Annotated in this window: 11 protein-coding genes; 8 read left to right on the top strand and 3 right to left on the bottom strand. The window is 71.4% G+C overall.

What is annotated here, in order from left to right; all coding sequences use genetic code 11:
• The first annotated feature begins 547 nt into the window (after positions 1 to 547).
• The 7 genes from AB0B35_RS29950 to AB0B35_RS29920 all read left to right on the top strand — a co-directional run bounded on the left by AB0B35_RS29950 (position 548) and on the right by AB0B35_RS29920 (position 9,323).
• Entirely contained in the window at positions 548 to 1,735 is a 1,188-nt protein-coding gene (locus tag AB0B35_RS29950; protein WP_203698655.1) for an ROK family transcriptional regulator, read from the top strand.
• Positions 1,736 to 1,760: 25 nt separating this feature from the next.
• Positions 1,761 to 3,323 carry a sugar ABC transporter ATP-binding protein gene (locus tag AB0B35_RS29945; RefSeq protein WP_361051468.1) on the top strand — a complete coding sequence of 521 codons (1,563 nt, stop codon included), beginning with the start codon at positions 1,761 to 1,763 and terminating at the stop codon, positions 3,321 to 3,323.
• Between the two features lie 107 nt (positions 3,324 to 3,430).
• Entirely contained in the window at positions 3,431 to 4,411 is a 981-nt protein-coding gene (locus AB0B35_RS29940; RefSeq protein WP_360522976.1) for an ABC transporter permease, read from the top strand.
• A gap of 135 nt (positions 4,412 to 4,546) precedes the next feature.
• Positions 4,547 to 5,602, top strand: coding sequence for a substrate-binding domain-containing protein (locus AB0B35_RS29935; protein ID WP_360522806.1), 1,056 nt, complete (start codon positions 4,547 to 4,549; stop codon positions 5,600 to 5,602).
• Positions 5,603 to 5,655: 53 nt separating this feature from the next.
• Entirely contained in the window at positions 5,656 to 6,861 is a 1,206-nt protein-coding gene (locus AB0B35_RS29930; protein ID WP_361051465.1) for a Gfo/Idh/MocA family oxidoreductase, read from the top strand.
• A gap of 116 nt (positions 6,862 to 6,977) precedes the next feature.
• Complete coding sequence (locus tag AB0B35_RS29925) at positions 6,978 to 7,982, top strand: sugar phosphate isomerase/epimerase family protein (RefSeq protein ID WP_360522812.1); 1,005 nt, start codon at positions 6,978 to 6,980, stop codon at positions 7,980 to 7,982.
• 456 nt (positions 7,983 to 8,438) lie between these two features.
• On the top strand, positions 8,439 to 9,323 hold the full coding sequence (locus AB0B35_RS29920; RefSeq protein WP_361051542.1) for a phytoene/squalene synthase family protein: 885 nt from the start codon (positions 8,439 to 8,441) through the stop codon (positions 9,321 to 9,323).
• On the opposite strand, the gene AB0B35_RS29915 is transcribed toward AB0B35_RS29920, so the two are convergent.
• The 3 genes from AB0B35_RS29915 to AB0B35_RS29905 all read right to left on the bottom strand — a co-directional run bounded on the left by AB0B35_RS29915 (position 9,305) and on the right by AB0B35_RS29905 (position 11,615).
• A complete protein-coding gene (locus AB0B35_RS29915; RefSeq protein WP_361051462.1) occupies positions 9,305 to 9,784 on the bottom strand; it encodes a hypothetical protein in 480 nt (159 codons plus the stop codon). The genes AB0B35_RS29920 and AB0B35_RS29915 overlap by 19 nt on opposite strands.
• Positions 9,785 to 9,924: 140 nt before the next feature.
• Positions 9,925 to 10,704: a peptidoglycan DD-metalloendopeptidase family protein gene (locus tag AB0B35_RS29910; protein WP_361051459.1), complete on the bottom strand. Its 780-nt coding sequence runs from the start codon at positions 10,702 to 10,704 to the stop codon at positions 9,925 to 9,927.
• A 38-nt stretch (positions 10,705 to 10,742) separates the two neighbouring features.
• Positions 10,743 to 11,615, bottom strand: coding sequence for a M23 family metallopeptidase (locus tag AB0B35_RS29905; RefSeq protein ID WP_361051456.1), 873 nt, complete (start codon positions 11,613 to 11,615; stop codon positions 10,743 to 10,745).
• A 191-nt stretch (positions 11,616 to 11,806) separates the two neighbouring features.
• On the opposite strand from AB0B35_RS29905, the gene AB0B35_RS29900 reads away from it, so the two are divergent.
• On the top strand, positions 11,807 to 13,837 hold the full coding sequence (locus AB0B35_RS29900) for a BTAD domain-containing putative transcriptional regulator (RefSeq protein WP_361051453.1): 2,031 nt from the start codon (positions 11,807 to 11,809) through the stop codon (positions 13,835 to 13,837).
• Positions 13,838 to 14,050: the final 213 nt, after the last annotated feature.

Genomic DNA, 14,050 nt, shown 5'->3' with positions numbered 1-14,050 from the left:
CGCCCGCGTACTCGCGCCGCCGGCACATCTCTCCATGATCGCCCGACTTGCCAGGCAGGTGGGCGAAAGGGTGCTCAAGATACGCACAGGTGCCTGGCAAGTCGAACGATCATGGTGGGAGGCGCGCCCCCCATAAAAGGTTCGCGCCGCGGGAGCGGGCGACTTTTCTCAGTGACGGGCGTGAATCGGGCGCGTTCACCCGCGCGGTCGGCCCGCCCGGCGGGGCTGGACGGGCGCCCGTGGAGCAAGCGCTCCGACTGTCCCGGCTGGGCGCGAACGCTCCCGCAACGCCACTTCCCGCCGGCCGGGCCCGGACCGGGGGCGCAAGTCCGACGGACTCGCGGTCTGGAGACCGTTATGAGACCGCGACTTTTTAAGACTTGCGCAGTAGGGGAGGGGGTGTTCTGGATGGTCATGGCTAACTTCTGCTAGATCAAACAAAAGTTTAGCGGATTCGGCGAGAAGCTATGGACACGATTGTCGAAAGCTCGTAACCTGTGCGACACACCACATCGGTGGAGTCCTATCAGGTCGGAGGAACGAGCGGATGAGCCTCGCGCGGACGCTCTGGGATCCGCTGCACGTCAGAGTGCTGCGGCTGCTGCGAGACGAGGGTGCGCTGTCGCGTGCCGAACTCGCCGACCGGCTGGACATCCCGCGTCCGCGACTGCTCGGCGAGCTCGACCGGCTCGTCGCCGGCGGCCACGTCGCCGAGGCGGGCCCGGCCGAGTCGCGCGGCGGCCGCCGGTCCACGCTGGTGGAGCTGAACCCGGGCATGCGCTTCGCGGGCGTCGACCTCGGCGCGACGTCGATCGACGTCGAGGTGACCAACGGCCGGCTGGAGCCGGTCGCGCACTACAGCGAGCCCGCCGACATCCGCAGCGGCCCCAAGGTCACCCTGCAGCGCGTCAACGAGCTGCTCGCCAAGGCCAAGGTGGAGGGCGCGTTCACGCACCTCGACGGCATCGGCATCGGCGTGCCCGGCCCGGTCAGCTTCCGTGACGGGGTGCCCGTCTCGCCGCCGATAATGCCCGGCTGGGACCGCTTCCCCGTGCGCGAGCTGCTCACGCGGGAACACGGGTGCCCGGCCGTGGTCGACAACGACGTGAACATCATGGCCGTGGGCGAGCGCAACGCGGGCGTGGCGCACTCCGTCGACAACTTCCTCTTCGTGAAGATCGGCACCGGCATCGGCTGCGGCGTCTTCCTCGGCGGCGAGGTCTACCGGGGCACCGACGGCTGCGCCGGCGACATCGGCCACATCCAGGTCGACAGCCACGGCCCGGTCTGCACCTGCGGCAACGTCGGCTGTCTGGAGGCCGTGTTCAGCGGGGCCGCGCTGGCCCGCGAGGCCACGGCCGCCGCGCGCTCGGGCACCTCGCCCGCGCTGGCCGAGCGGCTGGCGACCAACGGCGCGGTGACCGCGATGGACGTGGCGATCGCCGCGGTCGAGGGCGACGTGGTCTGCGTGCAGCTGATCCGCGACGGCGGCCGCCGCATCGGCACCGTGCTGGCCGGGCTGGTCAGCTTCGTGAACCCTTCGATGATCGTCATCGGTGGCGGGCTGGCCCAGCTGGGCCACATCATGCTCGCCGAGATCCGCAGCGTGGTGTACCGGCGGTCGCTGCCGCTGGCCACCGGCAACCTGCCCCTGGTGCTGTCCGAGCTGGGCCCCCGCGCCGGTGTCGCCGGCGCCGCGGTGCTTGCCAGCGAGATCGCCTTCGAGCAGGCCTGAGCCTGAGATGAGCGAGGAGTCGAGCATGAGCGAGCAGGCGGCGACCACTGCGGAGGCCGCGGGCGAGGTGGTTCTGCGGCTGTCCGGTGTGGTCAAGACCTTCCCCGGCGTACGCGCCCTCGACGGCGTCGAGCTGGAGGTGCGCGCGGGCGAGGTGCACTGCCTGCTGGGGCAGAACGGCGCGGGCAAGTCCACCCTGATCAAGGTGCTGGCCGGCGTGCACCGCCCCGACGCGGGCGACGTGCAGTGGCTGGGCGAGCAGGTCTCGTTCAGCGGGCCGCAGGCCGCGATGAAGGCCGGCATCGCCACCATCTACCAGGAGCTCGACCTCGTCGACTACCTGTCGGTGGCCGAGAACATCTACCTCGGCCACGAGCCGCGCAGCCTCGGCTTCGTGCACAAGGGCCAGGCCGCGCGCCAGGCCCGGGAGCTGCTGGGCCGGCTGGGCCACGGCGAGATTCCGGCGCAGCGGCTGGTCAAGTCACTGCCCGCCGCGGGCAAGCAGATCGTCAGCATGGCCCGCGCGCTGTCGCACTCGGCCAAGCTGATCATCATGGACGAGCCCAGCGCGGTGCTGGCGCACGACGAGGTCGGCAACCTGTTCCGGATCATCCGGGAGCTGACCGCGCAGGGCATCGCGGTGGTCTACATCTCGCACCGGCTGGAGGAGATCCGCGAGATCGGTGACCGGGTCACCGTGCTCAAGGACGGGCGCACCTCGGCGGTCAACCTGCCGGCCCGCACCACGCCGACCCGTGACCTGGTGAGCCGGATGACCGGCCGCTCCATCGAGTACGTCTTCCCGCCCCGGCCGGACACCGCGCCCGGCGAGAAGCTGCTGGAGGTGCGCGGGCTGGGCCGCTCCGGTGAGTTCACCGGCGTCGACCTCGACGTGCACGCGGGCGAGATCGTCGGCATCGCGGGCCTGGTCGGCTCGGGCCGTTCCGAGCTGCTGGAGACGGTGTTCGGGGCGCGCCAGGCCGAGGCGGGCACGGTGGTGATGGACGGGCGGGCGCTGCCGCCGGGCAACGTCGCCGCGGCGGTGCGGGCCGGGCTGGGCATGGCCCCCGAGGAGCGCAAGAGCCAGGCGCTGCTGCTCGGCCAGCCGATCTACCGCAACATGACGCTGACCAACTTCAGCTCGTACGCCACCGCCGGGTTCACCGACACCGGCAAGGAGCAGGACGAGGCCATGCGGGTGGCGAACCAGCTGGAACTGCGCCCGCGTGACGTGCGCCGGGCCGTGCGCACGCTCTCGGGCGGCAACCAGCAGAAGGTGGTCGTCGGCCGATGGCTGCTCGGCGGCACCCGGCTGCTGCTGCTCGACGAGCCCACCCGCGGCGTCGACGTCGGCGCGCGGGCCGAGCTCTACCAGGTGATCCGCGACCTCGCCGCGAACGGCGTCGGGGTGCTGCTGGTCTCCAGCGAGGTGCCCGAGGTGCTCGGCCTGGCCGACCGGGTCCTCGTCATGCGCGAGGGCCGGGTGGTGCGCGAAGCGCCCGCGGCCGACATCAACGAGGAAGACGTACTCGATCTGGTTATGGCGGGATCGCTGACCGCCGCGACGACTGAAGAGGTGGCCGCATGAGCGTGTCCAGCGAACATAAAGTAGAGGAACAGGTGGGGAGTCCCGCGCCCCATGCCGCCCCGGCCGTCGCCAAGACGAGCTGGTGGAAGGACGAGGCGCAGGAGCCGATGCGGCGCAACCTGGGCCTGGTCGGGGTGCTGCTGGCGCTGTTCGCGATCGGCGCGTACATCCGGCCCGACCTCTACAGCGACGTCGACTGGGTCGTCAACAACATCATGGTCATCCTGACCCAGGCGGCCGCGATCGGCGTGGTCACCGTCGGCATGACCTTCGTGATCATCGGCGGCGGCATCGACCTGTCCGTCGGCGCGCTGATCGCGCTGTCGGGCGTGTGGGCCACGACGCTGGCCACGCAGAGTTTCGGCCCGGTCGGCATGATCTTCACGGCGGTCGCCGTCGGCATCGGCGCGGGCCTGGTCAACGGCGTGCTCATCGCGTACGGCAAGCTGGTGCCCTTCATCGCCACGCTGGCGATGCTGGTCGCGGCACGCGGTCTGGCCGCGCAGATCTCCGGCAAGCAGACCCAGATCTCCGGCGACCAGTTCATCAACAGCATCGCCACCACGCGGATCGTCGGCATCCCGCTGCTGGTCATCATTCTGCTGGCGGTAGCCGGGCTCGGCTGGGTGCTGCTCAACCGCACCACCTTCGGCCGGCGCACCGTCGCCATCGGCGGCAACGCCGAGGCGGCCCGCCTGGCCGGCATCAACGTCCGCGGCCACACCATGCTGCTGTACGCGCTCTCGGGCCTGTGCTGCGGCATTGCCGCGATCATGCTCACCTCGCTCGCCACCTCGTCCCAGGCGGCCGCGGCCGAACTCTACGAACTCGATGCGATCGCCGCGGCGATCATCGGCGGCACGCTGCTGTCCGGCGGCCGCGGCACCATCATCGGCTCGCTGTTCGGCGTGATCGTGTTCTCCGCGATCACCAACCTGTTCGCCATCGCCAACCTGCCCACCGAGGTCCAGAACATGGTCAAGGGCGCGATCATCGTGGTCGCGGTCCTTCTCCAGCAGGTGCGGTTCTCGTCCGTCACGCAGTTCGCCCGGAGGCACGGTCTCACCCGGGCGAAACCGCAGACCTGACCGCCGCGGGGCGGGCGCCCGATCGGCCCGCCCCGGCTTGGGTTCCATCACCGCACAGCCCGCTCCACCTGGGGTGACCGTCGAACGCGACGGTCGCCAGACCGAACACACCCTCGCGACGACCAGGAGGTCGTGATGACCAACTCGATTCCGGACACGTCCCGCCGCCGGCTCCTCTTCGGTGGCACGGCGATCGCCGCCGGCGCTCTGCTCACCGCCTGCACCAGCAACGAGCAGACGCCGACCCCGGCGCAGACCAAGGGCGCCGACACCGAAAACCCGAACGCCGCCGCCGGCAAGGCGGTCACGATCGGCTTCTCCGCCCCGGCCGCCGACCACGGCTGGATCGCGGCGATCACCAACAACGCCAAGGCGCAGGCCGGGGCGTACAAGGACGTCACGTTCAAGCAGGTCGAGGCGGGCAAGGACGCCGCGGCGCAGCGTGCCGCGCTGGACACCCTGATCGCCGAGAAGCCCGACGTGATCGTGCTGCTGCCGCACGACGGCAAGGAGCTCAACGCGTTCGGCCTCAAGGCGATGGAGGCGGGCATCCCGGTCGTGAACCTGGACCGCGCCTTCCCCGACGCGCTGGCGTACCGCCTGCAGATCAAGGGCGACAACTACGGCATGGGCGTGGCCGCCGGTCACTACATCGGCAAGGCGCTCAAGGCGAAGAACGTCGCCAGCCCGATCATCGGCGAGATCGCCGGCATGGACGAGCTGGAGCTGACCCAGGAGCGCAGCGCGGGCTTCAAGGCCGCGCTGGCCACCTACGGCTTCACCGTGGCCAACCGCCGCGCGGCGCGCTTCACCGCCGACTCGGGCCAGAAGGAGGCGCAGAACCTCCTGCAGGCGCTGCCGAAGATCGACGCCATCTGGAACCACGACGACGACCAGGGCATCGGCGTGCTGGCCGCGATCACGGCCGCGAACCGCAGCGAGTTCTTCATGGTCGGCGGCGCCGGCTCGAAGAAGGCGATCGAGGACATCGCCGCCGACAAGACCGTACTCAAGGCCACGGTCACCTACAGCCCGTCCATGGCGTCGTCGGCGATCTCGCTGGCCCGCCTGATCGCCCAGGGCCGGGGCATGTCCGACCTGGTCGAGCTGCAGGTGCCCAAGGAGGTCATCCTGGCTTCCGAGACGATCACGAAAGAGAACGCGAGCACGTACCTGAAGCTCGGTTTCTAAGCCCGACATGGTTCGCCCGCACCAGCGGGCTCGGTAACGGAGGAGCCCACCCCGTGTCCACAAACGACAACAAGGAACTGCGGGTCGGCATGGTCGGCTACGCGTTCATGGGCGCCGCGCACTCACAGGCGTGGCGCACCGTGAACCGCGCATTCGACCTGCCCCTGCGGGTCCGGATGGCGGCGGTCTGCGGCCGTGACGAGGCCAAGGTGTCCGAGGCGGCTGAAAAGCTCGGCTGGGACGGCTACGTCACGGACTGGCGGGAGCTGATCGCCCGGGACGACATCGACGTGATCGACGTCTGCACGCCCGGCGACAGCCACGCGGAGATCACCATCGCCGCGCTCGCCGCGGGCAAGCACGTCATGTGCGAGAAACCGCTGGCGAACTCCGTGGCGGAAGCCCGGGCGATGGTCGATGCCGCAGCCGCGGCGCGGGAGTCGGGTATTCGTACGCTGTGCGGGTTCAACTACCGGCGCGTGCCGGCGGCGGCGCTGATGCGTCAGATGATCGCCGCCGGCAGGCTCGGGGTGATCCGCCACGTGCGTGCCGTGTACCTGCAGGACTGGATCACCGATCCGCAGTTCCCGCTGGTCTGGCGGCTCCAGCAGGAGCGGGCCGGGTCGGGCGCGCTCGGCGACATCGGCGCGCACATCATCGACCTGACCCAGTACGTCACGGGCCAGCGCATCACCGGGGTGAGCGCGCTGACCGAGACGTTCATCAAGGAGCGGCCGATCCCGAGCGAGACCAGCGGCCTGTCCGCCACGGGCAACGGCCAGGCCGTCGGGCAGGTGACCGTCGACGACGCCGCGCTGTTCACGGCGCGGCTGTCCGGCGGGGCCATCGCCACGTACGAGGCCAGCCGCTTCGCGATGGGGCGCAAGAACGGCCTCCGCGTGGAGATCAACGGTTCGCTCGGCTCGCTCGTGTTCGACCTGGAGCGCCTCAACGAGCTGGAGTTCTACGACGCGACCAGGCCGACCGCCGAGCAGGGCTTCAACCGGATCCTGGTCACCGAGCCGGAGCACCCGTACCTGTCCGCGTGGTGGCCGCCCGGCCACATCATCGGGTACGAGCACTCCTTCACCCACCAGATGCGCGACTTCGTGCAGGCCGTGGCGGAGGGCACCGACCCTCACCCCTCCTTCGAGGAGGCGCTCGGCGTGCAGCTCGTGCTCGACGCGGTGCAGCACTCCGCCGAGTCCGGGTCCGCCTGGACCGAGGTGGCGCAGCCCGCCTTCCCGGTCGCGGCCTGACCGCACCGGCACTGAACGTGGGAGGGCCGGTCGGACGCCGACCGACCGGCCCTCTCACCCATCCGACTTCCGCTCGACGCACCAGGCACTCCCGCACACGATCGGAGAGCGAACACATGCCTCGACCCATCACCCTGTTCACCGGCCAATGGGCAGACCTCCCGTTCGAGGAGGTCTGCCGACTGGCGTCCGAGTGGGGCTACGACGGCCTCGAGATCGCCTGCTGGGGCGACCACTTCGAGGTCGACAAGGCGCTGTCGGACGAGACCTACATCCCGCGCAAGCGCGCCCAGCTCGACAAGTACGGGCTGAGCGTCTACGCGATCTCCAACCACCTGGTCGGCCAGGCGGTCTGCGACAACCCGATCGACGAGCGGCACAAGGGGATCCTGCCCGCCCGCATCTGGGGCGACGGCGAGCCCGAGGGCGTACGCCAGCGTGCCGCCGCCGAGATGGCCGACACCGCCCGCGCCGCCGCCAAGCTCGGCGTGGACGTCGTCGTCGGCTTCACCGGCTCGCCGATCTGGCACTTCGTGGCCATGTTCCCGCCGGTGCCGCAGTCGATGATCGACGCCGGGTACGAGGAGTTCGCCCGCCGCTGGCACCCGATCCTCGACGTGTACGACGAGGTCGGCGTGCGCTTCGCGCACGAGGTGCACCCCAGCGAGATCGCGTACGACTACCACACCACCCGCCGCACCCTGGACGCGCTGGGCAACCGGCCCGCGTTCGGCCTGAACTGGGACCCGTCCCACATGGTCTGGCAGGGCTGCGACCCGGTCGGCTTCATCCTCGACTTCGCCGAGCGCATCTACCACGTGGACTGCAAGGACACCAAGGTGCGCATGGGCGACGGCCGCCGCGGCATCCTGTCGTCCCACCTGCCCTGGGCGGACCTGCGCCGGGGCTGGGACTTCGTGTCCACCGGCCACGGCGACGTGCCATGGGAGGACTGCTTCCGCGCCCTGAACTCGATCGGCTACACCGGCCCGATCTCGATCGAGTGGGAGGACGCGGGCATGGACCGCCTCATCGGTGCCCCCCAGGCCCTGGAGTTCGTGCGCGGTCTGCTCTTCGACCCGCCCACCGCCTCGTTCGACGCGGCTTTCAGCTCGGACTGAGCCCCGCCCCTCGCCGGCCGCTGCTCCCTCGGGGCGCTGGTGAGGCAAAGGAAGGGCACCTTCTTAACGCTATGCGTTGAAGAAGGTGCCCTTCTTAACGCGGTAGAGCCGCTGCCTGCGGTGATCCGGCAGTGGGTCTGTGGCGGTCCGAGGGCGGGCCGGGGCCGGTCCGGCAGGGCGTGTGCGGAAGCCGGGTCTGCCAGGGTGGCGTCGCGGCAAGATCGCTGTTTCCGGTCAAGATCTGCGGTCCGACCTCACCCTTTGACCCGAGACAGCGATCTTCTACGGCCGCCCGGTGGCGGGCCGGCGGCGTCTCGTGCCTAGGATGGCCGTGGCCTGTGCGAATGCGCGGGCGGCAGGGTGTGGGGAGCAGCGGCGGTGCGGCAGGTGGGTATGGCGGCCGACCGCACCCCGGCCGACGCCGACCCGCGACGCGTCCCGGCGGGTGCCGCCGCGATCCCGGCCGAGCTGGCGCAGGCGTACCGCCGTTGCCGTGACCTGCACCGCCGCCACGGCCGCAGCTACTTCCTCGCGACCCGCCTGCTGCCCGCCTGGAAGCGGCCGCATGTGCACGCGCTGTACGGCTTCGCCCGGTACGCCGACGAGATCGTCGACCGCACCGACACGGGCACCCCCGAGGATCGTGCCGAGCGGCTGCGCGACTGGTCCGGCCGCTTGCTGGCCGGGCTGCGCGGCGCGCCCGTGGCCGATCCGCTGCTGCCCGCCGTGCTGCACACCGTCGAGGTCTTCGACCTGGACCCGGCCGACTTCGCCGCGTTCGGACACAGCATGGCGATGGACCTGACCGTGCGCGAATACGCCGACTATCCGGCGCTGCTGTCGTACATGGAGGGTTCGGCGGCCGTCATCGGCGCCCTGATGCTGCCGATCCTCGGCCCCGCCGACCCGGTGGCGGCCCGGGAGCCCGCGCGGCAGCTCGGCCTGGCGTTCCAGCTCACCAACTTCCTGCGCGACGTCGCCGAGGACCTCGCCCGCGACCGCGTCTACCTGCCCCAGGACGACCTGGCCCGGTTCGACGTCAGCTCGGCCGACCTGCGCGCGGCGGCGGCGGCCCGCCGGGCCACTCCGCAGATCAAGAGCCTCATCGCGTACGAGGTCGACCGCGCCCGCGCCCACTACACCGCCGCCCTGCCCGGCCTCGACCTGCTACCCGGCGCGTCCCGCACCTGCGTGCGCACGGCCTACCTGGTCTACGGCGCGATCCTCGACGAGATCGAGCGCGCCGACCACGATGTCTTCGTCCGCAGGGCCGTGGTGGGGCGGGGCAGGCGGATCGCTTTGCTGGCCCGCGGCCTGACCGGTCAGGCCGCGGGTAGGTAGCCGAACCGGGTGCATTCGGACCTGACCAGGTTCTGCGTGTCGGGCAGCTGCCCGGAGGGCTCGGTTTTGACCATGTCGTCGGCCAGGTCGGCGAAGAAGTGCTGGAGCCGCGGATCGATGTCGCGGGCGGCGTACTCGCGGTAGACGGCGGCCCAGGGCGCGACGGCGTCGCGCACGGCCCGCTCCCGGCGGCGCTGCTCCGCCTCGTCACCGCCGGTCAGGCTGTCGGTGTACGCGAGCAGGGCCTCGATGTAAGGCGTGAAGTACGGGACGGCCGACAGCTGAGCGGTGTCGCAGGTGATGCGGGAGAGGTCGGCCACGGGGTCCCGGGTCGCCGCCGGTTGTGCCGCGGTGGCCGTCGTACCGGCCGGTGCGGGCACGGCCGCGTCGCATCCGGCGAGGGCGGCCAGGGTGAACACGGCGAACACGGCGGCGAGGAGGGCTCCGGGTCGGTGCGGCATCGGCAGACGTTAGCAACGCCCCGGCCGCCACGCTGCCCCTGCGCAATCCACGGCCCTCCGCCGCAGGTCAAAGCCGGTCAGGCGTTAAGAAGGGCACCTTCTATAACGCGGAGCGTTAAGAAGGTGCCCTTCCTTTGGTCTCAGCAGCGGGGGACGCCGGGGATGAAGCCGTCGTAGCCCGTGTAGACGTAGGCGTCGGAGATGAAGCGGCCCGAGCCGATGCGGTCCCAGATGTTGCTGGTGCCGTAGGTGCCGGTGACCGTGGTGCCGGTGGTCTGGCACTGGATGGACACGTCGGCGCCGTCGGCGACGGTGCCCACCGAGGAGTAGCCGGTGCCGGGGCCGGAGCGCACCGTCAGCGGGGAGCCCGCGGTGTTGACGGTGCCCTGCGCCGCGCCGCCGCCGCAGCCGTTGTCGCTGGTGTAGTTCTTGGTCCCCCAGTAGAGGGCGGTCACGCCGTTGAACTTGATCTGGATGGCGGAGCCGCCGGAGCGCTGCTCGTAGTGCAGGTGGGGGCCGGTCGAGCCGCCGGTGGTGCCGACGTACCCGATCACGGTGCCGTACTTGACGGTCTGGCCCACGGACACGTTGAACGAGTTCAGGTGCGCGTAGTACGTCGTGTAGCCGCTGCCGTGGTTGATCCGCACGTACTTGCCGTAACTGGTGTCACCGAGGTTGGTGACCACGTCCACCGTGCCGGGCGCGCTGGCCACGACCGGGTCGCCCTGGTCGTCGGTGCGGTTGAAGTCGATGGCGTTGGCGGGGCTGTGGTTGGTGCGGGTCTGGCCCGACCACACCTGGTTGCAGGGGAAGGGGACCTTGAAGGTCGGGGCGGCCATCGCCGGCGAGGCCTCGACCAGGACTGCCGCGGCGACCGCCACGGCGGTCACGGCCAGCCCCAGGAAACGCTTGACGTGCACGGGGTGCTCCTCTGGTGAAGTGGATGCGGGGAAAGGGATCAGGCGCAGTGTTCGAAGCCGGAGGTGTAGCTGGTGCCGCCGGCGCTGCCGCCCCACTTCACGCAGTCCGGCGCGGTGCGGATGACCGGCCCGGCGTAGTAGGAGAAGCTGCCTGAGTCGGTGGTTCTGCCGGCCCCTTGCGGCTCCAGGAACGCGCTGGTGGTGGTGGGGGTGCCGACGCTGGCCATCTTCAGGGTGATGACGCAGTTCTGGCTGGTGGAGCCCTTCCACAGCAGATTCGCGGTGCCCGCGCTGCCGAGCTTCACCGAGTCGATGACCTGGAACCCGCTGCCGCACTCGGCCGCCGGGTCGTATGAGGTGGCGCAGTTGCCGCTGGTCACGTTGGCCGAGCCGTAGCCGAAGGTGCTGCCGTTGAAGACGGCCTTGATGATGTGCGACTGCGACCGGTCCGGGTAGCGCACCTCGTAGTGCAGGTGCGGCGAGATGCCGTTGCCCGGCTTGCTGGTGTTGCCGACCGAGCCGATGGCCTGGCCGCGCAGCACCGCCTGGCCCGCGGTGACGGCGCGGGTGTCCAGGTGCGCGTAGTAGGTGAAGTAGCCGCCACCGTGGTCGATGACGATCAGGTTGCCGTAGCCGTTGACGGAGCCCTGGTGGGCGGAGACCTCGACGGTGCCCGCGGCGGCGGCGACGACGGTGTCACCGAGGTCTGCGGTGGCGGTGGAGCCGCGGTTGAAGTCGATCTCCCAGGAGACGTGTGCGCTGCTGCCGGTGCTGTTGCCGTTCCACGTCTGGCCGCAGGGGAAGGGCAGCTGGAAAGCGGGCGCGGCCTGCGCGGGGCTGCCGAGCAGGACCGCGCCGGCCAGTCCTATGACCAGCGCTGCGGCGCCGGCGAACAATCGTGTCGGTCGCATATGGACGGTTCCCTTCCGTGGGGTGGTGGAACAGGAGGCCCGTGACTGCGCGGGGTGTGTTCACAGCGTCGCGATACGCTCTCCAACGTTTCTCCAGAACTCCTACAGCCGTTCAGCCGAGTGCTCTGGTCCGATCAGCCGAGCACGCGTAGGCTCAGGCAATCGATCACGGATCGTGTGGGTGGGTTGGCGTGTCGGACCGGCTGGAACTGCGCATCCTGGGCTCCTTCGAGTTGACCCTGGGCGGCCTCGACGCACCTGTCGGCGGCGTGAAGCCGCGCCAGCTGCTGGCCACCCTCGCTCTCAACCACGGCCGCACCGTGTCGGTGGATCAGCTGATCGAGGTGCTGTGGGGGCAGGACCCGCCCCGGTCGGCGCTGGCCAACGTGCAGACGTACGTCAGCGCGCTGCGCACCCGGCTGGGCGAGGACCGGCTGCGCCGGCAGGCGCCCGGATACCGGCTGGAGCTGGACTGCGGCGAGCTGGACCTGCTGCGCTTCGAGGAGTACGCCCGCGGCGGTGACCCGGACAGCCTCGACGCGGCCCTGGGCCTGTGGCGCGGCGAGCCGGTCGAGAACCTGCCCGCCTCACCGCTGTGGCGTGCGGAGATCGACCGGCTGGTGGAGCGGCGGCGGGCGGTCCGGCAGAACCGGGCCCGGCTGCGCATCGAGGCCGGGCAGCCCGCGGCGGCCGTGGACGAGCTGCGCCGGCTGGTCACCGAGGAGCCGCTGCGCGAAGAGGCGTGGTCCCTGCTGGTGACCGCCTTGCGCGACGCCGGGCACCGGGCCGAGGCGCTGTCGGCGTACGCCACCGCGCGCCGCACCCTGACCGAGGAGCTGGGCGTGGAGCCGGGCGAGCCGCTGCGCCGCCTGCACCGCACCCTGCTCGTCGAACAGGAGGGCCCGGCGGTGCTGGCCACCCGGCTGGACGGCGCGGCCGCGCTGGTGCTGCGGGGCCTGGCCCGGCTGGGCATCCCCTCCGCACCGGGCTGGGTTCCGGCCGCGCTGCTGGACCGGCCGGACGCGACGGAGGTGCTCGATGCGCTCGACCGGGCCCGGCTGCTGCGGTCCACCGGCACCGACGACCTGGGCCAGCCGCGTTACGGCCTGCCGGTGCTGGTCGGGCTGCTGGCCCCGGACCTGCCCGGGGAGGCGATCGGCGCGGCCCTGACCCGGGCGCTCGGTGGCTACCTCGCTCTGGCGGAACGTGCGGCCGCCGGGCTGCCGCCGCAGGTGTTCGGGCCCGGTGTCACCGTCGCGGCACGCTGGGCGGTGCCGGGCGCGGCGGAGCTGGCAGGCGATCCGGTGCGCTGGTTCGCGACCGAGCGGGAGGCGCTGCTCGGCGCGGTCGAGGCCGCCGCCGCCAATGGGCTGTCCGATCTGGCCTGGGAGCTGGCGCACGCCATGGTGGCCTGGTGCGACATGGGCGGGCACACCACCGAGTGGGAGCAGACGCACCGGACCGCGCTGGCGGCTTGCCGGGCGCGGGGCAACCTGCTCGGTGAGGCGGTGACCCTGCGCGGGCTGGGACAGTTGCACCTCTACCGCGATCACTACGAGGAGGCGGCGGAGGCGTTCAGCCGGTCGCGGCTGCTGTTCGCCCGGCTCGGCAATCTGTGCGGGCAGGCCGCGGCGCTGGCCGGGCTGGGCACGGGGCACCGGATCCGGGCCGAGCACGACGAGGCGCTGGACTGCTACCGGCAGGCGCTGGAGGCATACCGGCTGCTCGGGCACCGGCACGGCGAGGCGTACTCGCGGGGCGCGCTGGGCATGGTGTGGCTGGCCAAGGGCGAACTCGCCGAGGCGTACCGCTACTTCACCGCGGGGCTGGCCCTGGCCGAGGAGATCGGCGACGAGCACCGGGCCGCGCTGCTGACCCGCCAGCTGGGCCTGCTCCGGTTGCGCAGCGGCGAGCCGGCCCTCGCGCGCGCGGACCTGATCGCGGCGCTGGACCGGTTCGCGGTGCTCGGCGACGCCCACTGCGAGGCCTACTGCCTGACCGATCTGGCGTCGCTGGAAGCGCCCGAGGTGGCCGTACAGCGGCTCACCCAGGCCCTGGAGATCTTCGAGCGGATCGGCGATCGCCGCGCCCAGGCGCAGACCGCGCGCCGACTGGGTGAGCTGCACCGCGGCGACGAGCGGTTCGGCCTGTCCGACGCCTACCTGGCCGAGGCCCGGCGACTGCAGTCCACGGTGGAGAGCACCCGCGCCGTGTCGTCGTGATCGCCGGGGGTGGCGGAGATCCGCCGCCGTTCGGGGCGATGGCGGGACCGCGCCGCGTGCGATGGTGCGCATCGATCGGGATCTCGAAAGGAGGATTCGCATGCGCAGACTTCTCGTCAGGATGGCGCCGACGGCCGCCGTGGCCGCGCTCGCCGTGCTGGGCTTCGCCGGCGCCGCCCAGGCGAACGGCGGTTTCGAGTGGGGCTGATCGCC

The organism is Catellatospora sp. NPDC049133, assembly GCF_040648455.1.
In the GTDB taxonomy this organism is placed as follows: domain Bacteria; phylum Actinomycetota; class Actinomycetes; order Mycobacteriales; family Micromonosporaceae; genus Catellatospora; species Catellatospora aurea.
Note: the sequence above shows the minus strand (reverse complement) of the source record. Positions and strands in the feature narration are given on the sequence as shown.